This window comes from Kitasatospora papulosa, assembly GCF_000717245.1.
Lineage (GTDB): Bacteria > Actinomycetota > Actinomycetes > Streptomycetales > Streptomycetaceae > Streptomyces > Streptomyces papulosus.
Genome location: NZ_JNYQ01000018.1, coordinates 36,850 through 59,563 on the forward strand (window position 1 = coordinate 36,850; position 22,714 = coordinate 59,563).

General features: G+C 73.2%; 23 protein-coding genes and 1 riboswitch. Of the genes, 11 read left to right on the forward strand and 12 right to left on the reverse strand.

Annotation, left to right across the window (positions count from 1 at the left end; translation table 11 throughout):
- The first annotated feature begins 27 nt into the window (after window positions 1-27).
- Window positions 28-1,821, forward strand: a complete 1,794-nt coding sequence (locus IA22_RS0130695) for a glycoside hydrolase family 15 protein (protein WP_030125470.1) — start codon at window positions 28-30, stop codon at window positions 1,819-1,821.
- Window positions 1,822-1,825: 4 nt separating this feature from the next.
- Complete coding sequence (locus tag IA22_RS0130700; protein ID WP_015576670.1) at window positions 1,826-2,581, forward strand: SDR family oxidoreductase; 756 nt, start codon at window positions 1,826-1,828, stop codon at window positions 2,579-2,581.
- A 23-nt stretch (window positions 2,582-2,604) separates the two neighbouring features.
- On the opposite strand, the gene amaP is transcribed toward IA22_RS0130700, so the two are convergent.
- From amaP to IA22_RS0130725, 5 genes are read right to left on the reverse strand one after another with little or no spacing between them, the layout of a single operon-like run.
- On the reverse strand, window positions 2,605-3,183 hold the full coding sequence (amaP, locus tag IA22_RS0130705) for an alkaline shock response membrane anchor protein AmaP (RefSeq protein WP_015576671.1): 579 nt from the start codon (window positions 3,181-3,183) through the stop codon (window positions 2,605-2,607).
- Window positions 3,184-3,187: 4 nt separating this feature from the next.
- Entirely contained in the window at window positions 3,188-3,874 is a 687-nt protein-coding gene (locus IA22_RS0130710) for a DUF6286 domain-containing protein (protein ID WP_015576672.1), read from the reverse strand.
- Window positions 3,871-4,224 (reverse strand): hypothetical protein, encoded by a 354-nt coding sequence (locus IA22_RS0130715; RefSeq protein ID WP_030125471.1) that lies wholly within the window; start codon window positions 4,222-4,224, stop codon window positions 3,871-3,873. Before IA22_RS0130715 ends, IA22_RS0130710 begins: the two co-directional genes overlap by 4 nt.
- A complete protein-coding gene (locus tag IA22_RS0130720) occupies window positions 4,221-4,412 on the reverse strand; it encodes a hypothetical protein (protein WP_014156990.1) in 192 nt (63 codons plus the stop codon). The genes IA22_RS0130715 and IA22_RS0130720 overlap by 4 nt, the downstream gene beginning before the upstream one ends.
- 33 nt (window positions 4,413-4,445) lie before the next feature.
- Window positions 4,446-4,937, reverse strand: coding sequence for an Asp23/Gls24 family envelope stress response protein (locus IA22_RS0130725; RefSeq protein WP_014156989.1), 492 nt, complete (start codon window positions 4,935-4,937; stop codon window positions 4,446-4,448).
- A 92-nt stretch (window positions 4,938-5,029) separates the two neighbouring features.
- Between IA22_RS0130725 and IA22_RS0130730 the strand changes: the two genes are divergently transcribed.
- Window positions 5,030-5,725: a hypothetical protein gene (locus IA22_RS0130730; RefSeq protein ID WP_030125472.1), complete on the forward strand. Its 696-nt coding sequence runs from the start codon at window positions 5,030-5,032 to the stop codon at window positions 5,723-5,725.
- Window positions 5,726-5,778: 53 nt separating this feature from the next.
- Here the strand turns inward: IA22_RS0130730 and IA22_RS0130735 are convergent, their stop codons facing one another.
- From IA22_RS0130735 to IA22_RS0130745, 3 genes are all read right to left on the reverse strand, one after another.
- A complete protein-coding gene (locus tag IA22_RS0130735; RefSeq protein WP_030125473.1) occupies window positions 5,779-6,570 on the reverse strand; it encodes an enoyl-CoA hydratase/isomerase family protein in 792 nt (263 codons plus the stop codon).
- A 151-nt stretch (window positions 6,571-6,721) separates the two neighbouring features.
- The gene (locus tag IA22_RS0130740) at window positions 6,722-6,943 is read right to left on the reverse strand and encodes a helix-turn-helix domain-containing protein (RefSeq protein WP_006123601.1); all 222 of its coding nucleotides are present in this window, start codon (window positions 6,941-6,943) and stop codon (window positions 6,722-6,724) included.
- A gap of 356 nt (window positions 6,944-7,299) precedes the next feature.
- The gene (locus tag IA22_RS0130745) at window positions 7,300-8,898 is read right to left on the reverse strand and encodes an ABC-F family ATP-binding cassette domain-containing protein (protein ID WP_014156986.1); all 1,599 of its coding nucleotides are present in this window, start codon (window positions 8,896-8,898) and stop codon (window positions 7,300-7,302) included.
- 446 nt (window positions 8,899-9,344) lie between these two features.
- Between IA22_RS0130745 and IA22_RS0130750 the strand changes: the two genes are divergently transcribed.
- Window positions 9,345-9,755: a VOC family protein gene (locus tag IA22_RS0130750; protein ID WP_030125474.1), complete on the forward strand. Its 411-nt coding sequence runs from the start codon at window positions 9,345-9,347 to the stop codon at window positions 9,753-9,755.
- A 19-nt stretch (window positions 9,756-9,774) separates the two neighbouring features.
- Here the strand turns inward: IA22_RS0130750 and IA22_RS0130755 are convergent, their stop codons facing one another.
- From IA22_RS0130755 to IA22_RS0130765, 3 genes are all read right to left on the reverse strand, one after another.
- Window positions 9,775-11,073, reverse strand: a complete 1,299-nt coding sequence (locus IA22_RS0130755) for a hypothetical protein (RefSeq protein WP_014156984.1) — start codon at window positions 11,071-11,073, stop codon at window positions 9,775-9,777.
- Between the two features lie 185 nt (window positions 11,074-11,258).
- On the reverse strand, window positions 11,259-12,398 hold the full coding sequence (locus IA22_RS0130760) for an alpha/beta hydrolase (RefSeq protein WP_030125475.1): 1,140 nt from the start codon (window positions 12,396-12,398) through the stop codon (window positions 11,259-11,261).
- Window positions 12,399-12,465: 67 nt separating this feature from the next.
- Window positions 12,466-13,125, reverse strand: coding sequence for a class II aldolase/adducin family protein (locus tag IA22_RS0130765; protein WP_030125476.1), 660 nt, complete (start codon window positions 13,123-13,125; stop codon window positions 12,466-12,468).
- A 247-nt stretch (window positions 13,126-13,372) separates the two neighbouring features.
- Here IA22_RS0130765 and IA22_RS0130770 point away from each other — a divergent pair, with 247 nt between their 5' ends.
- From IA22_RS0130770 to IA22_RS0130800, 7 genes are all read left to right on the forward strand, one after another.
- Window positions 13,373-14,623: an inorganic phosphate transporter gene (locus IA22_RS0130770; protein WP_015576681.1), complete on the forward strand. Its 1,251-nt coding sequence runs from the start codon at window positions 13,373-13,375 to the stop codon at window positions 14,621-14,623.
- Between the two features lie 12 nt (window positions 14,624-14,635).
- A complete protein-coding gene (locus tag IA22_RS0130775; RefSeq protein WP_014156980.1) occupies window positions 14,636-14,857 on the forward strand; it encodes a hypothetical protein in 222 nt (73 codons plus the stop codon).
- Between the two features lie 153 nt (window positions 14,858-15,010).
- A riboswitch (cobalamin riboswitch) is annotated at window positions 15,011-15,138 on the forward strand.
- A gap of 128 nt (window positions 15,139-15,266) precedes the next feature.
- Window positions 15,267-16,211: a cobalamin biosynthesis protein gene (locus tag IA22_RS0130780; RefSeq protein ID WP_014156979.1), complete on the forward strand. Its 945-nt coding sequence runs from the start codon at window positions 15,267-15,269 to the stop codon at window positions 16,209-16,211.
- Complete coding sequence (locus IA22_RS0130785; protein WP_030125477.1) at window positions 16,208-17,824, forward strand: cobyric acid synthase; 1,617 nt, start codon at window positions 16,208-16,210, stop codon at window positions 17,822-17,824. Before IA22_RS0130780 ends, IA22_RS0130785 begins: the two co-directional genes overlap by 4 nt.
- Window positions 17,821-19,863 carry a putative cobaltochelatase gene (locus IA22_RS0130790; protein ID WP_030125478.1) on the forward strand — a complete coding sequence of 681 codons (2,043 nt, stop codon included), beginning with the start codon at window positions 17,821-17,823 and terminating at the stop codon, window positions 19,861-19,863. Before IA22_RS0130785 ends, IA22_RS0130790 begins: the two co-directional genes overlap by 4 nt.
- Window positions 19,863-20,471 (forward strand): cob(I)yrinic acid a,c-diamide adenosyltransferase, encoded by a 609-nt coding sequence (gene cobO, locus IA22_RS0130795; protein WP_014156976.1) that lies wholly within the window; start codon window positions 19,863-19,865, stop codon window positions 20,469-20,471. Before IA22_RS0130790 ends, cobO begins: the two co-directional genes overlap by 1 nt.
- On the forward strand, window positions 20,465-21,811 hold the full coding sequence (locus IA22_RS0130800; protein ID WP_030125479.1) for a cobyrinic acid a,c-diamide synthase CobB: 1,347 nt from the start codon (window positions 20,465-20,467) through the stop codon (window positions 21,809-21,811). Before cobO ends, IA22_RS0130800 begins: the two co-directional genes overlap by 7 nt.
- Window positions 21,812-21,873: 62 nt before the next feature.
- Here IA22_RS0130800 and IA22_RS0130805 read toward each other — a convergent pair whose 3' ends face one another.
- A complete protein-coding gene (locus IA22_RS0130805) occupies window positions 21,874-22,596 on the reverse strand; it encodes a ZIP family metal transporter (RefSeq protein ID WP_014156974.1) in 723 nt (240 codons plus the stop codon).
- Window positions 22,597-22,714 lie beyond the last annotated feature (118 nt).

The window sequence follows — 22,714 nt, forward strand, 5'->3', positions numbered from 1 at the left end:
GGCCCAGGTTCGGGAAGACGCCAGAGCGTGACCCCACGTATCGAGGACTACGCCATCATCGGCGATCTCCAGACCGCCGCCCTCGTCGGCAGGAACGGTTCCGTCGACTGGCTGTGTCTGCCCCGCTTCGACTCCGGTGCCTGTTTCGCCGCCCTGCTGGGCGACGAGGACAACGGCCACTGGCGCATCGCACCCCAGGGCACGAACAGCACGGAAACCTGCACCAGGCGCGCCTACGTGGAGGACTCCCTGGTCCTGGAGACCTACTGGGAGACCAGGACCGGGACCGTCAAGGTCGTCGACTTCATGCCGCAGCGCGACAAGGCGCCCGACGTCATGCGGATCGTCGAGGGCGTCAGCGGCAGCGTCGACATGAGCTCGGTCCTGCGGCTGCGGTTCGACTTCGGCTCCGTGGTCCCGTGGATGCGCCGCTCGGACGGCCACCGGGTGGCCGTCGCCGGCCCCGACTCCGTCTGGCTGCGCAGCGAGCCGCCGGTCAAGACGTGGGGCCAGCAGTTCAGCACGTGCTCCTCCTTCACCGTCGCCGAGGGCGAGTCCGTGGCGTTCGTGCTCACCTGGCACCCCTCGCACTCCCCGCGCCCGAAGCTGATCGACCCTCACACGTCGCTGAAGCACACCCTCACCGACTGGGCGAAGTGGTCGGCCCGGTGCACCTACCACGGCAGGCACCGGGAGGCGGTGCTCCGCTCGCTGATCACCCTGAAGGCCCTCACCTACGCGCCCACCGGGGGAATCGTGGCCGCCCTCACGACCTCGCTGCCGGAGGAGATCGGCGGCGTACGGAACTGGGACTACCGCTACTGCTGGCTGCGGGACTCCACGCTCACCCTGGGGGCCATGATCTCGGCGGGCTACGTGCACGAGGCGGCCGCGTGGCGTGACTGGCTGCTCCGGGCGGTGGCGGGCGACCCCGCGGACCTCCAGATCATGTACGGCCTCGCCGGTGAGCGCAGACTGCCCGAGTCGGAGCTGCCGTGGCTGAGCGGCTACGAGAACTCGCTGCCGGTCCGCACGGGCAACGCGGCGGTGCGCCAGCTCCAGCTCGACGTGTACGGCGAGGTCATCGACTCGCTCAGGGTGGCCCGCGCCGCCGGACTCGACGACAAGCCGCACGCCTGGAATCTGCAGCTCAGTCTGCTCGGCTTCCTGGAGTCCAGCTGGCGTGAGCCGGACGAGGGCCTCTGGGAGGTGCGCGGCGAACGCCGGCACTTCGTCCACTCCAAGGTGATGGCCTGGGTCGCGGCCGACCGGGCGGTGCGCACCCTGGAGGAGAACCCCGGCCTGCCGGGGGACGCCGACCGGTGGCGGGCGATGCGGGACGCCGTGCACGCGGAGGTCCTCGAGAAGGGGTACGACCCCGTACGCAACACGTTCACCCAGTACTACGGATCCCGGGAGCTCGACGCCTCGACGCTGCTCATCGTGCGCACCGGCTTCCTGCCGCCCGACGACCCCCGGGTGATCGGGACGGTCGACGCGGTGCGCGAGGAGCTCGCCCACGACGGCCTGATCCGCCGCTACAGCACCGAGGACGGCTCGGTGGACGGCCTTCCCGGCAACGAGGGGGCGTTCCTCGCGTGCTCGTTCTGGCTCGTGGACGCCCTGCTGCGGACGGGCCGCCGGGACGAGGCCGAAGCGCTCTTCGACCGGCTGCTGGACCTGCGCAACGACGTGGGACTGCTCGCCGAGGAGTACGACTCGGCGGCCGGGCGCCAGCTCGGCAACTACCCGCAGGCGTTCAGCCACGTCGGTCTGGTGAACAGCGCGGTCGACCTCGCCGGTGAGGACTTGGCAGGATAGGACCATGGATCTTGGACTGAAGGACCGTGTGTACATCGTCACCGGGGCGACCCGCGGGCTGGGCAACGCCACCGCGCGCGCCCTCGCCGCCGACGGCGCGAAGGTGGTCATCTCCGGCCGTGACGAGAAGGACGCCGTCGAGGCCGCCGCCGAACTGGGCGCCGACGCGGTCGGGCTGGGCGCGGACAACGCCGATCCGCTGGCCGCCCGGCGGCTGGTGGACACGGCGAAGGAACGCTTCGGCAGGCTCGACGGCATCCTGATCAGCGTCGGCGGCCCCGCGCCCGGTTTCCTGGCCGACAACACGGACGACCAGTGGCAGTCGGCGTTCGAGTCGGTCTTCCTCGGAGCCGTGCGCCTGGCCCGTACGGCGGCCGAGGCGCTCGGCGAGGGCGGTGTCATCGGCTTCGTGCTGTCCGGGTCGGTGCACGAGCCGATCGCCGGTCTGACGATCTCCAACGGGCTGCGCCCCGGCCTGGCCGGCTTCGCCAAGTCGCTCGCCGACGAGCTGGGGCCGCGCGGTGTCCGCGTCGTCGGCGTCCTGCCGTCGCGGATCGACACGGACCGGGTGCGCGAGCTCGACGCGCTGTCCGGGGACGCCGAGGCGTCCCGCACGGCCAACGAGGCCCGCATCCCGCTGCGCCGCTACGGCACCCCGGAGGAGTTCGGGAAGACCTCGGCCTTCCTGCTCTCCCCTGCCGCCTCCTACCTGACCGGCATCATGGTGCCGGTCGACGGCGGCGCCCGCCACGGGTTCTGACGGTCCCGCCGGAAGGCGGTCGGTCAGTTCACCCGTTCCGCGCGGTGCTTGACCGCCTTCATACGGACCTCGGCGGGCAGTTCGTCCAGCCCGGCCGAGGTCCGCGCGTGGGTCAGCGCGCCCTCGGAGAGGCCTCGCAGCGCCAGGCCCGGGGACGCGTGCGGCTCCATGAGCATCCGCACCCGGGCCCGGGGGGCGGTACGCCGCCCGGTCAGTGCCACCTTGGCGCCGGACACCCCGTCCAGGGCGCCCGCCTCGTCGCCGAGGGCGTCCTCCAGCGCCCTCCCCCGCAGCAGCGCGCCCTCGCCGTCGCCGCTGTCGACCAGCACCTCGGCGAGGCGCCCGCGGCGCAGCTGGGCGAGGAACCACCACAGCGCGAGGACCACGAGGACGGCGAGGACCGCGATGACGGTGGGCCACCACCAGCCCTCGTCGCGCCATCTGGTGCGGTCGGCCTTGCTGAGCAGCACGTCGTCCGTGCCGTCCCAGGGCCACCAGGACGGCACGTCCAGGCCGAGGCCCGTCGCGAGGACGGCGCCGCCGACGGCGACGAGGACCAGTCCTGCCAGGCCCAGCAGGACCCGGTTGGCGGTCTTGATCACGGGGTCACCCCTTCTTCGCCGGCCGGCGCACGTGCACGGAGAGGCCGGGCGGCCGGGCCAGGTCCAGTTCGCCGACGGCCGTGGACAGGACGCTGTCCAGATCGGCCCTGACCTCGTCGAGTTCACGGAAGTGCGAGAGCGCCCGCACGGTCGCCCTACGGCGGCTCATCTTCACCCGTACGGACTGCACACCGGCCACTTCCACGGCCCGGTCGCGCAGGACGAGGCCGGCGGCGGTCCGGTCGAGCCCGGCCCGTACACCGGTGTGCCGGCGGCGCATGGGAAGCAGGGCGCGCAGCCCGGGAGTGAGAGCCAGCAGGAGCAGCCAGAGTCCGAGCGCCGCTGCCAGCGCGGACCCCGCGAGGACCCATACGTCGTCGAGGTGACGGCTCGCCAGGTCGTCGGCGACGGATCGCCGCCACTGCATGGCCGGGTGGTCCGCGCGCACGGCGGCGATGTCGTAGAGCAGGATTCCGGCGGCGCCCAGGACGACCAGGGCGACGAGCGCCGCGGGGATCCTGCGGCCGGACCAGAAGCGGCCGGCCCTGCCGCCCGGCTGCTCCGGGGCGGGCGCGGCCTCGTAGGTCGAGCCCGAGGCGGACCGGTCCGTCGCGAGCACGCCGCCCGACGTCGCCGGCCCGACGGTGGGCAGGCGCCGGGTGCTGTTCTCCGGGTCCTGGGGCTCGGTCATCGGATCCTCCCCTCCGGTGCGGTGCCCGCTCCCGACGGATGCAGCCGTTCGACCTGGACCGCCACCTCGGGCACCTCCATTCCCGCCAGTGCTCTTACCCGCTCGGTCACCCGGCGACGTACCGACCCGCACTGGCGGCCGATGTCGCAGGGGTAGGCGAGGTCGAGGCTGACCCGCACCCGGGCGGTGTCGTTGTGCACGGTGACGGTGGCGCGGGGCGGGGCGGCGGAGTCGGGCCGCTCGTCTGCGGCCTCCTTCGCCGCCTGCGCGGCGATCTTCGCGACGACCCGGTCGGCGATCCGGGTCTGCCCGCGCTCCGCGGGGTCGACCCGGCCGGTTCCCCCCCTCACCGTCGCCGGTCGCCGCGCTCGCGACTCCGGAAGAAGTCGCCGGGTTCCAGGTCACCGTCCAGGAAGCGGCCGGCGACGAAGCCGACCGCGCCCAGCGCGGCCACCAGCACGAAGGCCCCGAACCCGCCGAAGTACCCGGCGAAACCGAGCGCCATACCGGCCACCAGGCCGACCACAGCCATGCTCATCGTGTGCTCTCCTCAACTGCCGACGGGGGAGGTCTACTGGACGCGTGACTCGGACTCGTCCTCGTCGTCGTCCTCGTCGGGCAGTTTGACGTCGCTCACGGCGATGTTGACCTCGACGACCTCCAGGCCGGTCATCCGCTCGACGGCCGCGATGACGTTCTCACGGACGTCACGGGCCACCTCGCTGATCGCCACGCCGTAGTCGACGACGATCTCCAGGTCGAGCGCGGTCTGCGATTCGCCGACCTCCGCCTTGACGCCGCGGGTCACCGACTTGCCGCCGGGAACACGGTCGCGCACCGCACCGAAGGTCCGGGAGAGGCCGCTGCCCATGGCGTGGACCCCGACGACGTCCCGTGCCGCCATTCCGGCGATCTTCTCGACCACGCCGTCGGCGATGGTGGTGCGTCCGCGGGTGGCGGGAGCTCCCCCGCCACGCTTGGTGAGCTGGCTCTGCCTGCCGTCGTCGCCGCGGGACGCCGCGCCGGGGCTGTCGGGCCTGTTCTGCTGCGGGTTCTCGGTCATCGCCGCTCTTTCCTTCCTGCGGGTTGGACTTCCGTGGCCCACAGTAAGTGCGCTTCCCCGGTCCCGCGCCGTGGATGGGGCAGGCTGGGGCAATGACAACGGCTGACAGCCCGCACCGGGCCGACGGATGGACCGCTGCCGTACGCCAACGGCTCGGCCTGGGCAGGTTGCTCCCTCTGGGCGGCCCCTCCGACTGTTCGTGGATCGCCGAACGGGCGGCCGCCGCCGTGCTGCGGGACGCGGCAGCCGGTTCGGGGGCCGTGCTGGGAACGCTCCGGATCGCCCTCGCCGAGCCTGATCACGCTCCGGAACCGGTGGTTCCCGGGCCTCCCAGCGCGCTGCCGCCCGGGCCGCTGCGGATCGAGGCGGGTTTCTCCGCGACGGTCCGGCGGCCGCTGCCCGCGACCGCCGACGCGTTGCGCGCGGCTCTGCTGACGGCAGCGGCCCAGCGGCTCGGCCTGGTGGTCGACGAGGTCGACCTGCGGGTGACGGAGCTGCTGGAGGAGGAACCCCGGCCGGCCTCGGAGCCGGACGCGGACGTCCGGGCCGCGGAACCCGACGGGGCGGCCGGCACGGCGGCGGCCGGTGTCCCGGGCGTCGTGTCGCTGACCCGGGTGCTGGGCAGCCCCGTTCAGCAGTCGGAGAGTCACGTCCGGGTGGAGCTCGCGACGGCGGAGGGACATCGGGCGCTCGATGTCGCACGGGCGGTGCGCGGGGCGGTGGCCGACGCCGTGGAAGGCCCTCCCACGGTCGCGGTACTCGTCACGGCGGTGGTGGAACGGGACTGACGCCGCCCCTCACCGGACGGTGAGGGGCGGCGGGGCGCGAGCACCCCGGCCGCTCAGTCGGCGAGACCGGCGAGATCGCGCAGCCGACGGCCCTGTGCGGCACGCTCGGCGGTGCGCTGCTCCTCGTACGTACGCGAAAGGGCACCACTCAGCAGCGCCTTGGTCTCGACGACCGCGTCACGCGGGGCGGCCAGCAGGGCGGCGGCCAGGTCGCTCCCTGCCGCGTCGAGCTGATCGGCGGGGACCACGAGGTTGGCGAGGCCGGTGCGCTCGGCCTCCTCCGCGTGCACGAAGCGCCCGGTGGCGCAGATCTCGAGCGCGCGGGCGTACCCCACGAGGTTCACCAGGGGGTGCGTGCCCGTGAGGTCGGGAACGAGTCCGAGGCTGGTCTCGCGCATGGCGAACTGCACGTCCTCGGCGACGATCCGCAGATCGCAGGCGAGGGCGAGCTGGAAGCCGGCACCGATGGCGTGCCCCTGGACCGCCGCGATCGACACGATGTCGTTGCGGCGCCACCAGGTGAACGCCTCCTGGTACTCGGCGATGGTCGCGTCGAGGTCCGCCTCGGAGCCGCGTGCCATGTCGAGGAAGGACGGCTCGCCGTCGAATCCCTCGGGTGCGAACGCCTGCCTGTCGAGTCCTGCGGAGAAGGACTTGCCTTCGCCGCGCAGCACGACGATCCGCACGCTGCCGGGGAGCGCTCGTCCGGCCGCTGCCAACGCCCGCCACAGAGCGGGAGACTGAGCGTTGCGTTTGGCCGGGTTGGTGAGCGTCACCGTGGCAACCGCGTCATCGACGGTGAGCCGTACACCGTCCTTGTCGAGCACAGAGTCGAGCGAGGTCATGGAGCGCCTCCGGAGCCGGGTGCAGTCAGCACGTACTGGACGAGTACTGAACAGTAACCACCCGGACGACCTGATGGCCGACCGGGTGGCCACCCGGTGTTCCGGTGAGCTCCGGGGCCGGTCCGGACCGGCCCGTGACCGTCGCCCGCCGTCAGGCCGAAGCGGCCTTCTTGCCTCGAGTAGCCCCGCCGCGTCCCCGCAGCGTGACTCCGGACTCGCTGAGCATCCGGTGGACGAATCCGTAGGAGCGACCGGTTTCCTCGGCCAGCGCCCGGATGCTCGCACCGGAGTCGTACTTCTTCTTCAGGTCTGCCGCGAGCTTGTCGCGCGCGGCGCCGGTCACCCGGCTGCCCTTCTTCAGAGTCTCGGCCACCCGTGCCTCCTCAAGGAAGTGCGCTCTGGACTCTCATGATCACCCCTCCCGCGCTTCCTGGCCACCCATTCGGCAAGGTACGTACGACGGGATTCCGCGCCCCGGAGCGGTCCGACACAAGCGGAATTCAGCATTCCCACAGGCCTGGACGCCATTCGGAAGCGGCTGAGGGAAAAACGGGCAGGTCAGGGCCGTACGGGGCGAGGTGGCCGGAAATGAGTGCGCCCGGCAGCTATCTGCCGGGCGCCGCGCCGGGGTACGAGACGTGCTCATCCAGATGATGGATCACCGATGGGCCGAATGATCCAGACTCGTTGGATCACGGGGTTCCGCACCGGATACGGGAGCCTCCAGGATCAGGCCAGGGCGACCAGGTCACGGTAGTCCGCGCCCCAGAGGTCCTCGACCCCGTCGGGCAGCAGGATGATCCGCTCCGGCTGGAGCGCCTCGACCGCGCCCTCGTCGTGGGTGACGAGGACGACCGCGCCCTTGTAGGTGCGCAGGGCCCCGAGGATCTCCTCGCGGCTGGCCGGGTCGAGGTTGTTCGTCGGCTCGTCGAGCAGCAGCACGTTGGCGGAGGAGACGACGAGCGTCGCCAGGGCGAGCCGGGTCTTCTCGCCGCCGGAGAGCACTCCGGCGGGCTTGTCCACGTCGTCGCCGGAGAAGAGGAAGGAGCCGAGCGTCTTGCGGACCTCGACGAGGTCGAGGTCGGGAGCGGCGGTGCGCATGTTCTCCAGGACCGTGCGGTCCGGGTCCAGGGTCTCGTGCTCCTGGGCGTAGTAGCCGAGCTTGAGGCCGTGGCCCTCGATGACCTCACCGGTGTCGGGCTTCTCCGCGCCGCCGAGGAGGCGGAGCAGGGTCGTCTTGCCGGCGCCGTTGAGGCCGAGGATGACGACGCGTGAACCCTTGTCGATGGCGAGGTCGACGTCGGTGAAGATCTCGAGCGACCCGTAGGACTTGGAGAGCCCCTCGGCCATCAGCGGGGTCTTCCCGCACGGGGACGGCTCGGGGAAGCGCAGCTTCGCCACCTTGTCGGAGACTCGCACGGCCTCCAGCCCCGAGAGCAGGCGCTCGGCGCGCTTGGCCATGTTCTGCGCGGCCACGGTCTTGGTCGCCTTGGCGCGCATCTTGTCGGCCTGGGAGTTCAGGGCCGCGGCCTTCTTCTCGGCGTTCTGGCGCTCGCGCTTGCGGCGCTTCTCGTCGGCCTCGCGCTGCTGCTGGTAGAGCTTCCAGCCCATGTTGTAGATGTCGATCTGCGCGCGGTTGGCGTCGAGGTAGAACACCTTGTTGACCACGGTCTCGACCAGCTCGACATCGTGGGAGATCACGATGAAGCCGCCCCGGTAGGACTTCAGGTAGTCGCGCAGCCAGACGATGGAGTCGGCGTCGAGGTGGTTGGTGGGCTCGTCGAGGAGCAGGGTGTCGGCGTCCGAGAACAGGATCCGGGCGAGCTCGACGCGACGGCGCTGACCGCCGGAGAGGGTGTGCAGGGGCTGGCCCAGCACCCTGTCGGGCAGGCTGAGCGCGGCGGCGATGGTGGCGGCCTCGGCCTCGGCGGCGTATCCGCCCTTGGTGAGGAACTCCGTCTCCAGGCGCTCGTACTTCTTCATCGCCTTCTCGCGGGTGGCGCCCTTGCCGTTCGACATCCGCTCCTCGTTCTCCCGCATCTTGCGCAGGATCTCGTCGAGACCGCGGGCCGAGAGGATGCGGTCACGCGCCAGGACCTCGAGGTCCCCGGTGCGCGGGTCCTGGGGCAGGTAGCCGACCTCGCCGCTGCGGGCGATGGTGCCGCCGGCCGGCGTCCCCTCACCCGCCAGGCACTTGGTGAGGGTCGTCTTGCCCGCGCCGTTGCGGCCGACCAGGCCGATGCGGTCGCCCTTGGCGATACGGAAGGAGGCGGACTCGATGAGGATGCGGGCGCCGGCACGCAGCTCGATGCCGGAAGCGGTGATCACGGAAAAACTCCAAGGCGGTATGGACGGCGGAGGGACAGCGGGTTCACGACTCGACGCCGTCTAATGCACAAGGAGAATTGCCATGGACTCAGTCTACTGGCGGTGTCCACCTGCTTTTCCGCATGCTCCCGCCGCGCCGCCGCACCACCGCAGCACCTCACCCGACCGGGCATTTCACACCGAACGGGCCGATACTCGGCACAGGGCCGCGCACGCGGCGTGCAGCGGCCGGAACGGAGGGTGGTGGCGGACGCGGTTCGACGACGACGCCGGCCTGGACACATCCACGGCTCGTCCGCGCAGCGCCGGCGGTGGTTCACGACGGGCTTCCGCAACGGGACCCGGGCCGCCGCGACACCTTCCGCCGACACCGTCGGCGACCGATGGAAAACTGAGACGCGGATCACATCGACCGGGTACGCGTGAGACAGGAGAGGGTGAGTCCGATGGCAGGCACGGGCGGCGTTCCCACGATCTTCCCGACGGTTCTGTACGACGACGCGAAGGCCGCGATCAGGGTGCTGACCGAGGCCCTGGGGTTCACCGAGGAGGCGGTGTACGAGGGGGACGACGGCAGCGTGCTCCACGCCGAGCTGTCCTGCGGCAACGGCAGGGTGATGCTCGGCTCCAGGGGGCGCGGGGGCGTCTTCGCCGAGGCGATGGCCGGCGGCGGGCCTGCCGGGGTGTACGTGGTGGTCGACGAGGTGGACGCCCACCACGCGCGGGCCGTGGAGCACGGCGTGGAGATCCTGATGCCGCCGGCCGACCAGGACTACGGCTCCCGCGACTACATGGCGCGGGACGCCGAGGGCAACGTCTGGAGCTTCGGTACGTACGCCCCGGGGTCCTCGGGCTGAGGCCCCCGGGGCGGCGGGGTCACACCCCGCCGGTGTGCACCTGGAAGGCCGCGCGGCGTACGGCTTTGGCGAGGGCCGGGTCCGGGTGGGCGGCGGCCAGGGCGACCAGCACCTGGACGGTCCGCGGGTGCCCGACGGCTCTCACCTCGTCCAGGAGCGCGGGAACCGTGCCCTGGACGGCGGAGTCGAGATGACGGACCAGCAGCCCGGTCTCACCGTGGTCGGCCACGGCCGCGGCGGTGTCGACCCAGAGCCAGGTGGCCTCCTCACGGCTGAGGACGTCCTGGGCGTCGTCAGGGTCGGTGCCCTCGTACTCCGCGAGCCACAGCAGCGCGTAGGGGCGCAGCGGCGCCTCGGTGACGACGGAGCGGACCACGGGCTCGGCGGGGGCGCCGACGACGCGCAGCGCCTCGAAGGCGAGGCCGCGCAGCAGGGCGTCCTCACCTCGGGCGACGGCGAGCAGTTCGGCCACGGCGCTGCCGACGGGCCGGGCGGCGAGCCAGGCGCGGTATTCGGCGCGGGCCGGGCCGGGGGTGAGGCGTGCGCAGCCGAGCAGCATGTCGGCGGCGGACTGCTCGATGTTGCCGGCGGGGCTCTGGGCCGCGACGCAGATCTGTTCCAGCTTGACCCAGACCGCCCAGTTGCCCAGCGGGGTGAGGGTGGCGTGGCCGGCGCCCAGCGTGAGCGCGCCGACGGAGGCGAGGCCCTCCAGGGCCCAGTCGAGCAGCAGCGCGTTCAGGTCGGCCGGTTCCGCGCCGGTGGGCGCGGGCTGCTCCTGCGGCCCGTACGGCACCTCGCACCGCTCCTCGTGGAGTTCCGCGACGCGCTGGCCGAGCAGGTCGAGGAGGGCGGGCACGGTGACGGGGCCCGCCGAGAGCTGGAGGAGGGACAGCACCTGGGGTACCGCCTCGACGGCCTCGGCCACGGCGGTGGCCTCGATGCCGTCGGGTGAGGCGTGGACGAGCGACCACGCGTCGAAGAGCGCCACCCAGCCGCGGAGCACGGCGGAGTCGTCACGGTCCCAGGCGCGCAGCCGCCAGCCGGGGCGCGCGGTGTCGCCGTGCAGCTCGATGAGTCCGGCCAGCCTGGCCCGGTCCCATCCGGCCTGCACCTGGGCCGGGGCGAGTGCGAGTGCGGCGGCGGCCCGCTCCAGGGTCCGGGCGGCGAGCGGGGCGGAGCCCGTGCTCGTCCCGTCCGCGGCCCAGTGGGCGATCCGCACGGCGTCGGCCAGGACGGCCCTGGCCTGGCGCGCCAGTTCGGCCGGGGGCGGTGTGCCCTCGGGTGGGCGGGGGGCCGGCCTGGTGCGCCGGGTCGTCACGGCCTTGCGGGCGGTTGCCTGGGGTCGCGGGCGGACAAGTCGCAGCCTGGAGTCGCGCGGGGTACGGGACGTCACGAGGAGCAGTCTTGCCTCTGACGGGCCGAAAGCCCAAACGGAAGCCGTGTCACCGGGGTTCGGAGGGGCTCCGGGACGGGTCACCAACCGGGCGGTTCCGGCCCATCAGCTCACATCAGGGGCGTGAGGAAACGCCGGAGCGCCTCTTCGTAACCGGCGGGGTCCGCGTTCCACATCGCCGCATGCGGAGCCCGTGGCACGGGGTGCAGGGTCACGAGGTCGGGCCGGCGGGCGGCGAGCTCCCGGGACTGCTGCCAGGGGGCGAGGGCGTCGTCGGGGCCGTGCAGGACGAGTGTGGGCACGTGCAGGGCGGTCGGCACCGAGGTGTCCAGGAGCCGGGCGCCGTGCAGTCCGGTCTGGCCCTGGGCGGCCCTGACGGCGAGGGGCAGCAGCGCGGAGGGGACGCCCCGGGCCGAGGCGAGCGCGCGCAGGGTGGTCCTCCAGTCCAGGACCGGGGAGTCGAGGACGAGGCCGCTGATGCGGTCGCGGAGGGCGGAGTTGACGGCCGCGTGCAGGGCCATCGAGGCGCCGGACGACCAGCCGTGCAGGATGACGCGCTCGGCCCCGTAGCGGACGGCGTAGCGGACGGCGGCGTCGAGGTCGCGCCATTCGGACTCGCCGAGGTGGGCGAGTCCGTCCGGGGAGCGCGGGGCGCCCGGGTCGCCCCGGTAGGCCAGGTCGAGCACGGGGAACTGCCGGTCGTGGAGGAACCCCGTCAGATTCAGGGGGTGGTCCCTGGTGGTGCCGAGGCCGTGCACGGTGATCACCCAGGTGTCGCGGGCGCCGGGCACGAACCAGGCCGGCAGGGCGCCGAGTTCGCCGGGGACCTCGACCTCCTTGTACGCGAGCCCGAGGGCGGCGAGCGGGTCGCCGCGGTGGAGCTCCGGGGTGAGGCGGACCCTGGTGCCCGGTTTCAGGTTTCCGAGGGTGACGCGCTCCAGCCGCCGTACGACGGTGTCGGCGGAGACCGCCGGGTCGCCGGGCGGCTGTTCGATCACCGGGCCGACGACCGCGTGGACGTCGCGGCCGGTCAGGCCGTACGTGCCGGGCCGCAGCGCGGAGAAGGAGCGGGTCAGGGTGACCTGCCCGGCCGCGACGGCGTGCACGGTGAGGCGGCGGTCGGCCGGGAAGGGCCGTGGCGAGGGCGCCCCGAGGGCGGCGTCGCTGGCGTAGCGTCCGGCGGCGACCGCTGCCGCGCCGACGCCGATGACCGAGGTGGCGGCCACTGCCGCCGCTGTTGCCGGGCGCACGGCTCCAGTCTCCCGGGCGGCGGCGCCGACGGCCAGTGGGCCTCGGCCGTACGGTGGGCCGCCCGGTTCAGCCAGGCTGTCCGTACCCCTCCAGGGCGTCCTGCACGTCGCGCAGCTGGGCGGGGGTGAGGAGGGTGGGGCTGTGGCCGGGCACGGAGCTGGCGGTGAGCCAGAGCCTGCACATCCATTCGAGCTGGGCGGTGCGGTCGTAGGCCTGGTCGAGGGTGTTCCCGTAGGTGACCGTGCCGTGGTTCCGCAGCAGGCACCCGGTGCGGTCGCGCAGGGCGGTCAGCATGTGGTCGGCGAGCTCGCGCGTCCCGTAGCGCGCGTAGGCGGCGGTGCGGACGGGGCCGCCGAGGAGGGCGGCGGCGTAGTGGACGAGCGGCACCTCGGTGACGAGGGTGGAGACGGCCGTGGCGTGCACGGCGTGGGTGTGGACGACGGCCGCGGCGTCGGTGTGGCGGTAGACGGCCAGGTGGAGGGGGAGCTCGCTGGTGGGGACCATGTCGCCCAGGACCTGCCGTCCTGCGAGGTCGACGCCGACCGCGTCCCCGGGCGCCAGGCGGTCGTAGGGAACCCCGCTGGGGGTGACCAGGACGATGTCGCCCACCCGGGCCGACACGTTGCCCGAGGTCCCCACGACCAGGCCGTCCGCCGCGGTCCGCCGGGCCGTCCCGACGACCGCGTCCCACGTCTGCCCGATCGCGTCCTTGCCCACGTCACTCATGCGGGGATCCTAAGGCGACGTGACCGACGTCTCGCCAACGGGGCAAATCGGTCATGGCGGCGATCTTCCGCGACGCGTGGGGCCGGGCCCCGCACCGGCCGCGGGGGCCCGGCCCCACGCGTCGCGCACACAAGCGGAACCCGCCCACGCGCTTGGGGTCACCGTGCCGCCCTGCCCAGTTCATCTTCCGTTCACCCAGGTTGCTTACGTTCCCCGTGCCAATGACGTCGAACGATTGCCTGGGTAAATGGAACACATCACGCTGCTGCTTGCGATTGTTGTCGTAACAGCTCTCGTGTTCGATTTCACGAACGGTTTCCACGACACCGCCAACGCGATGGCCACCACCATCTCGACCGGCGCCCTCAAGCCCAAGACAGCGGTGGCCATGTCCGCCGTTCTCAACCTCGTCGGCGCGTTCCTGTCGGTGGAGGTCGCCAAGACGATCTCCGGCGGGATCATCAACGAGAACGGCCTCAGAACCGAGGTCATCTTCGCCGCGCTCGTCGGCGCGATCCTGTGGAATCTGCTGACCTGGCTGGTCGGCCTGCCCTCCAGTTCCTCCCACGCACTCTTCGGCGGCCTCATCGGCGCCGCGGTGATGTCGGCCGGCTGGTCCTCGATCAACGGCGGCACCGTCGTCACGAAGGTCCTGCTGCCCGCGATCGCCGCGCCCCTGGTGGCCGGAGTCGCCGCGCTGCTGGCCACGAAGCTGACGTACCGCCTCAACCGGAAGATCACCGACGAGGCCCAGCTCAAGTCCACGGCCAAGGGGTACCGCGCCGGCCAGATCGCCTCGGCCGGCCTGGTGTCGCTCGCCCACGGCACCAACGACGCGCAGAAGACCATGGGCATCATCACCCTGGCCCTGGTCACCGGCGGCGTCCTCGCCCCCGGTTCCAACCCGCCGGTCTGGGTCATCGCCTCCGCCGGTATCGCCATCGCCCTGGGCACCTACCTCGGCGGATGGCGCATCATCCGCACCATGGGCAGCGGCCTCACCGACCTGCGTCCGCCGCAGGGCTTCGCGGCCCAGACGAGCGCGGCCACGGTCATCCTGGCCTCCTCGCACCTCGGCTTCTCCCTCTCGACCACCCAGTCCTGCTCGGGTGCCGTCATGGGCGCGGGCCTCGGACGCAAGGGGGGCGTGGTCCGCTGGTCCACCGCCACCCGGATGTTCGTCGCCTGGGGTCTGACGCTGCCGGCCGCCGGCCTGGTCGGCGCGGGAGCCGAGTTCCTGACCAAGCAGGGCCCCTGGGGCGTCGCGGTGGTCGCCGTCCTGCTCGTCGCCGGCTCCGGCGCCATCTGGCTGCTGTCACGCCGCAAGCCGGTCGACCACACCAATGTGAACGCGACCGGGGACGAGCCCGCGGGCGTCGTCACGACCGCCATCGCGGCCGTCAGCCCGCCGCCCGCCGGTCTGAACGTCCCGGACCTCAAGACCACCATCCACGCCCCGACGGCCGAGACCCCGGCCGACCGGCCGGCCACGGTGTAAGGACAGATCCGCATGAACATCGACTGGGCAGCTCTCGCGTCCGTCTTCGGCGTCAGCCTCGTGATCACCGTCGCGCTGGTCGGCCTCTTCACCCTCGGCATCACCGGTCTCGCCAAGCAGACGGCGACGGCGCAGGGCGGCGGTGGCGGCGTCCTGGCACGCACCGGCGCGTACGCCTGCTTCGCCCTGTGCGCGGCGGCGGTCGCCTACGGGATCTTCCTGATCGTCGTCTGACTCCTCGGGCGGGCGACCGCGTCGGGCCGGACACACTCCGTGTGTGTCCGGCCCGATGTGCGTCTGAGCACACCGAAGCCTCGCAGGTCAACGGCAGGTTGACGGACGTTCGCGGAGCGTGGTGGACTGCCGGAGCCATTCACGGCGACAGGAGAGGAAGCCGGTGCGAATCCGGCGCGGTCCCGCCACTGTCACCGGGGAGCAGCCTCCACACGGAATTCACGGTCCGCCACCGCGGACCGGAAGGCCGGAGGACTGCGGATCCGGGAGCCAGGAGACTCTCGTCGCCGGTCACGTCGAACCAGGGCGCGGACCCTGAGTGAGGACATACGCCATGTCGGGCTGCCCCGAGCCGGTCACCGCACCACCTGCCGAGAAGGCCCTCCGAGGCACGACGGCCGGCTGAGCGGTGCGAGCCGACCGCGTATTCGCGTACGGCGCCGCCGCGGGGCTGATCGGCGACCTGCTGCTCGGTGACCCCCGGCGGGGCCACCCCGTCGCCGCCTTCGGACGTGCCGCGACCCATGCCGAGAACCTGCTGTGGCGCGACCACCGCGGCTGGGGCGTCCTGCACACGCTCGTCTGCGCCGGGGGCGCCACGGGCGCCGCCGCGCTGGCCGCGCGTGCCGTACGGAACCGTCCGGCCGCCGCCGTGGCGCTGACGGCCGCCGCCACCTGGTCCGTCGTCGGGGGCACGTCGCTGGGCCGCGAGGCGCGCGCCATCGGCGGGGCCCTGGCCGCCGGGGACATCGAGCTGGCCCGGGAGCGGCTGCCGCACCTGTGCGGCCGGGACCCCCAGGCGCTGGACGGGCCGGGCATCGCCCGCGCGGTGGTGGAGTCCGTCGCCGAGAACACCTCCGACGCCGTCGTGGGGGCCCTGGTGTGGGGTGCGCTCGGCGGGGTGCCGGGGCTGGTCGGCTTCCGGGCCGTCAACACGCTCGACGCGATGGTCGGGCACAAGTCGCCCCGCCACCGGCGCTACGGCTGGGCCTCGGCCCGGCTCGACGACGTCGCCGGCTGGCCGGGGGCCCGGCTGACCGCAGCGCTCGCCGTCGCCGCCGGAGGCCGCCCCCGCGAGGCCGTCCGTGCCTGGCGGGCCGACGCGCACCGTCATCCCAGCCCCAACGCGGGCCCGGTGGAGGCGGCGTTCGCGGGAGCGCTCGGCGTGCGGCTCGGCGGCACCCTCGCCTACGGCGGACGGGTGGAGCACCGGCCGGTGCTCAACGGCGGGGCGGGCCGGGACGTACGGGTCACGGACATCGAACGGGCGGTGCGGCTGTCGCGCCGGGTGAGTGTGCTGGCCCTCGCCGTGTGCGCGGCGGGGCGGCTGGCCAGGGGACGGAGAGCCACATGAGCGGCGGACTGCTGGTCGCCGGAACGACGTCGGACGCGGGCAAGAGCGTCGTCACGGCCGGGATCTGCCGGTGGCTGGTGCGCCGGGGGGTGAAGGTCGCGCCCTTCAAGGCGCAGAACATGTCGCTGAACTCGTTCGTCACCCGGGAGGGGGCGGAGATCGGCCGCGCCCAGGCGATGCAGGCGCAGGCCGCCCGGGTGGAGCCGTCGGCGCTGATGAACCCGGTGCTGCTCAAGCCCGGCGGTGACCGCTCCAGCCAGGTCGTCCTCATGGGCAGGCCGGTCGGCGAGATGAGTGCGCGCGGCTATCACGGGGGGCGGCAGGAGGCCCTCCTGGGGACGGTCACGGACTGTCTGGAGCAGCTGCGGGGTACCTATGACGCGGTGATCTGCGAGGGGGCGGGCAGTCCGGCCGAGATCAATCTGCGGCGTACGGACATCGTGAACATGGGCATCGCGCGGGCGGCGCGGTTCCCGGTGCTGGTGGTGGGCGACATCGACCGGGGCGGCGTGTTCGCCTCGTTCTTCGGCACGACGGCGCTGCTGAGCCCGGAGGACCAGTCGCTGGTCGCCGGATACCTCGTCAACAAGTTCCGCGGTGACGTGTCGCTGCTGGAACCCGGTCTGGACATGCTGCTCGGGCTCACGGGCCGGCGGACCTTCGGGGTGCTGCCGTACGCCCACGGTCTGGGCATCGACGAGGAGGACGGGCTGCGGGTGTCGATGCGCGGCGCCGTGCGGGAGTCGGTCGTCGCGCCGCCGCACGGCGAGGACGTCCTGCGGGTCGCGGTGTGCGCCGTGCCGCTGATGTCGAACTTCACCGACGTGGACGCGCTGGCGGCGGAGCCGGGCGTGGTGGTGCGGTTCGTGGACCGCGCGGAGGAGCTGGTCGACGCGGACCTGGTGATCGTGCCGGGGACGCGGGGCACCGTGAAGGCCCTGGCGTGGCTGCGGGAGCGCGGTCTGGCGGACGCCCTGCTGCGGCGGGCCGCCGAGGGGCGGCCGGTGCTGGGGATCTGCGGCGGGTTCCAGGTCCTGGGCGAGCGCATCGAGGACGACGTGGAGTCGCGGGCCGGTCGCGTCGAGGGGCTCGGGCTGCTGCCGGTGCGGGTCCGCTTCGGCCGCGAGAAGGTGCTGGCCCGGCCGGTCGGGACGGCGCTGGGGGAACCGGTGGAGGGCTACGAGATCCATCACGGGGTCGCCGAGGTGAGCGGCGGCGAGCCGTTCCTGGACGGGTGCCGGGTGGGCTCGGTGTGGGGGACGCACTGGCACGGGTCGCTGGAGAGCGATGCCTTCCGGCGGGCGTTCATGACCGAGGTCGCGCGGGCCGCCGGGCGCCGGTTCGCGGCGGCGCCCGACACGAGCTTCGGGGCGCTGCGGGAGGAACAGCTCGACCGGCTGGGGGACCTGATCGAGGAACACGCCGACACGGACGCGCTGTGGCGGCTGATCGAGACCGGCGCGCCGGAGGGGCTCCCGTTCGTCCCGCCGGGCGCGCCGCCCGCGCCGGCCCTCGCCTCCGGAACGTCCGGAAGACCCGCTCCGGACGGGCGAGGGTTCGCCGGGACCGGACGTGAGAGTGCAGATGTGACCGTTACAGAGGAGGCTCCGTGAGTACGCCGTATCCCTTCACCGCCCTCGTCGGGCAGGACGATCTGCGGCTCGGGCTGCTGCTCAACGCGGTCAGTCCCGCCGTGGGCGGGGTCCTGGTCCGGGGCGAGAAGGGCACCGCGAAGTCCACCGCGGTGCGGGCGCTGGCCGCCCTCATGCCCGAGGTCGCGGTCGTGGCGGGGTGCCGTTTCTCGTGCGACCCGGGGGCGCCCGACCCGGCGTGTCCCGACGGTCCGCACGAGGCGGGGACGGGCGTGTCGCGTGCGGCGCGGACCGTGGAGCTTCCGGTCGGCGCGTCGGAGGACCGGCTGGTGGGTGCGCTCGACATCGAGCGGGCCCTCTCCGAGGGGGTGAAGGCCTTCGAGCCGGGGCTCCTCGCCGACGCCCATCGCGGGATCCTGTACGTCGACGAGGTCAATCTGCTCCACGACCACCTGGTGGACCTGCTGCTCGACGCGGCGGCCATGGGCGCCTCCTACGTGGAGCGGGAGGGTGTGTCGGTCCGTCACGCCGCCCGTTTCCTGCTGGTCGGGACGATGAACCCGGAGGAGGGCGAGCTCCGGCCGCAGCTGCTGGACCGCTTCGGGCTGACCGTCGAGGTGGCCGCCTCGCGTGAGACGGACCTGCGCGTGGAGGTCGTGCGGCGGCGGCTCGCGTACGACGACGACCCGGCGGGGTTCGCGGCACGGTGGGCGGACGAGGAGGCGGCGCTGCGGGAACGCATCGTCTCCGCGCGCGCCCTGCTCCCCCGTGTGGTGCTCGGCGACAGCGTGTTGCGGCAGATCGCGGCGACCTGCGCGGCGTTCGAGGTCGACGGGATGCGCGCCGACATCGTCATGGCCCGCACCGCGACGGCGCTGGCCGCGTGGGCGGGACGCGAGGAGGTCGTCTCCGACGACGTGCGGCAGGCCGCGCTGCTGGCACTCCCCCACCGGCGCCGGCGCAATCCGTTCGACGCGCCCGGGCTGGACGAGGACAAGCTGGACGAGGCTCTGCAGGACGCCGCGGACGAGCAGGGCGACGACGATCCCGACCCCGACGGGCCCGGCGGCGGGGTGCCCCCGCAGGGCGGCGGGCCCGAGAGCGACGGCGGCGGCTCGGACGCGGGCGGCTCCGACGACGGAGGTACGGACGACGGGGGCGCCGACGCGCCCGGCCGGGAGGACACCGGGAGCGGGGACGCGCCCGCGCCGGGCGGCGGCGGTGAGCAGCAACCCGTGCGGGCCGGTGAGCCGTTCCGGACGAAGGTGCTCAGCGTGCCGGGTCTGGGCGAGGGCGCGGCGGGGCGGCGTTCCAGGGCGCGTACCGAGCACGGCCGTACCACCGGTTCGCGGCGGCCCGAGGGCGCGCTGACGAAGCTGCACCTGGCGGCGACCGTGCAGGCGGCGGCGCCGCACCAGCGGGCACGCGGGAGGTCGGGCCGGGGTCTCGTCGTACGGCGTGACGATCTGCGGCAGGCGACGCGTGAGGGGCGCGAGGGCAATCTCGTGCTGTTCGTCGTGGACGCGTCCGGGTCGATGGCGGCCAGGCAGCGGATGAGCGCGGTGAAGGGTGCGGTGATGTCGCTGCTGCTGGACGCCTACCAGCGCAGGGACAAGGTCGGTCTGGTCACCTTCCGGGGGAAGGACGCCGAGGTGGCCCTGCCCCCGACCTCGTCGGTGGACGCGGCGGCCGCCCGGCTGGAGTCGCTCCCGACGGGCGGGCGCACCCCGCTGGCCGCCGGACTGCTGAAGGCGCACGACGTGCTGCGCGTGGAGCGGCTGCGTGATCCGTCGCGGCGGCCGCTGCTCGTCGTGGTGACGGACGGGCGGGCGACGGGGGGCGTGGATCCGGTCGCGCTGGCGGGGCGGGCCGGGCGACTGCACGCCTCCGAGGGCACCGCGTCGGTCGTCGTGGACTGCGAGTCGGGGTTCGTACGCCTCGGTCTCGCCGCACAGCTCGCCCGGGATCTGGGAGGCAGCGCGGTCACGCTCGACGAGCTGCGGGCCGACTCGATCGCCGGACTGGTCAAGGACATCACTGCTGCCGGGAGGGCCGCTTAATGCCACAGGGACAGCCTGTATCGGTACCGGACGACGGGCTGACGACGCGTCAGCGCCGTAACCGTCCCCTGCTGTTCGTCCACACGGGCATCGGCAAGGGCAAGTCGACGGCGGCCTTCGGGCTGGCGCTGCGGGCCTGGAACCAGGGATGGCCCATCGGGGTGTTCCAGTTCGTGAAGTCGGCGAAGTGGAAGGTCGGCGAGGAGAACGCGCTGAAGGTGCTCGGGGCGAGCGGCGAGGGCGGCAGCGTCGACTGGCACAAGATGGGCGAGGGCTGGTCCTGGGTCCAGCGGGGCCTGCACGGTGACAACTCCGACAACGAGGAGAAGGCCCGGGAGGGCTGGGAGCAGGTCAAGCGTGACCTGGCGGCCGAGACCTACAAGCTGTACGTGCTCGACGAGTTCGCCTATCCGATGCACTGGGGCTGGATCGACACCGACGAGGTCGTCGAGGTGATGCGCGACCGTCCGGGGACGCAGCACGTGGTGATCACGGGGCGGAACGCCCCGCAGAAGCTGGTCGAGGCCGCCGACCTGGTGACCGACATGTCGAAGGTCAAGCACCCGATGGACGCCGGTCAGAAGGGCCAGAGAGGCATCGAGTGGTGAGCGTTCCTCGTCTGGTCATAGCCGCACCCGCGTCGGGCAGCGGCAAGACCACGGTCGCCACGGGCCTGATGGCGGCCTTCGCGGAGCGTGGGCTCGCGGTGTCCCCGCACAAGGTGGGGCCCGACTACATCGACCCCGGCTACCACGCGCTGGCCACCGGCCGGCCGGGACGCAACCTCGACGCGTACATGTGCGGGCCCGACCTGGTCGCCCCGCTGTTCGCGCACGGTGCGAGCGGCTGCGACCTGGCCGTCGTCGAGGGGGTGATGGGGCTGTACGACGGGGCGTCCGGGCAGGGTGAACTCGCCTCGACCGCCCAGGTGTCCAAGTTGCTGCGGGCGCCCGTCGTCCTGGTCGTGGACGCGTCCTCGCAGTCCAGGTCGGTCGCGGCCCTCGTGCACGGCTTCGCCTCCTGGGACCCGGAGGTGCGGATCGGCGGGGTGATCCTGAACAAGGTGGCCTCCGACCGCCACGAGGCCCTGCTGCGGGAGGCCCTCGACGAGTCCGGGCTGCCGGTCCTCGGGGTGCTGCGGCGGGCCCCTCAGGTGGCGACCCCGTCGCGTCATCTGGGCCTGGTCCCGGTGGCCGAGCGGCGGACCGACGCCCTCGACGCCGTACGCGCGATGGGCGCCCGGGTCCGCGAGGGCTGCGACCTGGACGCCCTGATGGCACTGGCCCGCTCAGCACCGGAGCTGCCCGGGGAGGCGTGGGAGCCGGAGGCCTGCCCCCGGCCGGAGAACCGGCCCGTGGTGGCCGTGGCGGGTGGCGCGGCGTTCACCTTCGCCTACGCCGAGCACGCCGAGCTCCTGACGGCGGCGGGCGCGGAGGTGGTCGTCTTCGACCCGCTCCACGACGAGAAGCTGCCCCCGGGCACCTCGGGGCTGGTCATAGGCGGCGGCTTCCCCGAGGTGTACGCCCCGGAGCTGTCGGCGAACGAGCCGCTGCGCGGGGCGGTGACGGCTCTTGCGCTGTCCGGGGCCCCGGTGGCGGCGGAGTGCGCCGGGCTGCTCTATCTGGCCCGGGAGCTGGACGGGCGTCCGATGTGCGGGGTGCTGGACGCGTCGGCCCGGATGTCCGAGCGGCTGACGCTCGGCTACCGGCAGGCGGTGGCGGTCGCCGACAGCGTGCTGGCCGTGGCGGGGACCCGGCTGCGCGGCCACGAGTTCCACCGGACGGTGCTGGAGCCCGGGGCCGGACCGACGCCGGCCTGGGGCCTGCACCAGCCCGAGCGGCGCGTGGAGGGCTTCGTGCAGGACGGGGTGCACGCGAGCTATCTGCACACGCACTGGGCGGCGGCGCCCGAGGTGGCCCGGCGTTTCGTGGAGCGGTGCCGGGGGTGACGCCGCTCCTGCCCGATCCGGTGGTGCCGGGGGCGGGGTCACCCCGGTCCACCCCTGCGGGGTCACTCCGCGACGCCGACCACCAGCCAGATGAAGCCCACGCCCGCGACCGTGCACAGCAGCGTGGAGCGGGCCGGGTGGTCGTGGTGCGCCTCGGGAAGGATCTCGGCTGCGGCGAGGTAGAGGAGCGCCCCGCCGAAGAAGCCGAGATAGCAGCCGAGCAGTTCCTCCGGAAGGGTGAACAGCAGGGTGGTCGCCGCGCCCACGATCGGGGCCAGGGCGTCGGCGTACAGCATCAGGAGCGCCTTGCGGCGGGCGTTCCCGTAGAGGCTGGTGATCGTGTATGTGTTGAACCCGTCGGCGAAGTCGTGGGTGATGACGGCGAGCGCGACGGCGGCTCCCATGCCCCCGCCGACCTGGAACGCGGCGCCGAGGGCGACGCCGTCCATCAGGCTGTGGCCCACCATCGCGGCCGCCGCCGTCAGCCCGACCTGGGGTACCCGTTCCTCGCCCGCCCCGTGTGCCGCCTGGCGTACGGCCAGCGAGCGTTCGACGAGATGGGCCGTCAGGAAGCCGCCCACGAACAGCAGCAGGGCGGCGGGGACGCCGAAGAGAAGGCCTCCCGCGGCCTCCACCGCTTCGGGCAGCAGGTCGAGACCGACGACACCGAGCATCAGTCCGCCGGCGAAGCCGAGTACGAGGTGACGGCGGTCGCTGACGCGCTGCGCGACCCAGCCGCCCGCCAGGGTCATCAGGAACGCGCCGAGCGCGACGAATACCGCCATGGGCCCTTGCTAGCGGATCGACCCCGCTCCCCGCACCTCAGGACGCCCTTACCCGTCGCTCCCCGTCCGCCCCGTCCGTCGCTCGTCCCTGTCCCGCTTCCCCGTCCCCGTCACCGTC

Bases quoted from the DNA above. Each gene is read 5' to 3' on its own strand.
- IA22_RS0130700 (WP_015576670.1), top strand. From the start codon at position 1,826: ATGGATCTTGGACTGAAGGACCGTGTGTACATCGTCACCGGGGCGACC.
- IA22_RS0130710 (WP_015576672.1), bottom strand. From the start codon at position 3,874: ATGACCGAGCCCCAGGACCCGGAGAACAGCACCCGGCGCCTGCCCACC.
- IA22_RS0130720 (WP_014156990.1), bottom strand. From the start codon at position 4,412: ATGAGCATGGCTGTGGTCGGCCTGGTGGCCGGTATGGCGCTCGGTTTC.
- IA22_RS0130725 (WP_014156989.1), bottom strand. From the start codon at position 4,937: ATGACCGAGAACCCGCAGCAGAACAGGCCCGACAGCCCCGGCGCGGCG.
- IA22_RS0130730 (WP_030125472.1), top strand. From the start codon at position 5,030: ATGACAACGGCTGACAGCCCGCACCGGGCCGACGGATGGACCGCTGCC.
- IA22_RS0130735 (WP_030125473.1), bottom strand. From the start codon at position 6,570: ATGACCTCGCTCGACTCTGTGCTCGACAAGGACGGTGTACGGCTCACC.
- IA22_RS0130750 (WP_030125474.1), top strand. From the start codon at position 9,345: ATGGCAGGCACGGGCGGCGTTCCCACGATCTTCCCGACGGTTCTGTAC.
- IA22_RS0130765 (WP_030125476.1), bottom strand. From the start codon at position 13,125: ATGAGTGACGTGGGCAAGGACGCGATCGGGCAGACGTGGGACGCGGTC.
- IA22_RS0130770 (WP_015576681.1), top strand. From the start codon at position 13,373: ATGGAACACATCACGCTGCTGCTTGCGATTGTTGTCGTAACAGCTCTC.
- IA22_RS0130775 (WP_014156980.1), top strand. From the start codon at position 14,636: ATGAACATCGACTGGGCAGCTCTCGCGTCCGTCTTCGGCGTCAGCCTC.
- IA22_RS0130785 (WP_030125477.1), top strand. From the start codon at position 16,208: ATGAGCGGCGGACTGCTGGTCGCCGGAACGACGTCGGACGCGGGCAAG.
- cobO (WP_014156976.1), top strand. From the start codon at position 19,863: ATGCCACAGGGACAGCCTGTATCGGTACCGGACGACGGGCTGACGACG.
- IA22_RS0130805 (WP_014156974.1), bottom strand. From the start codon at position 22,596: ATGGCGGTATTCGTCGCGCTCGGCGCGTTCCTGATGACCCTGGCGGGC.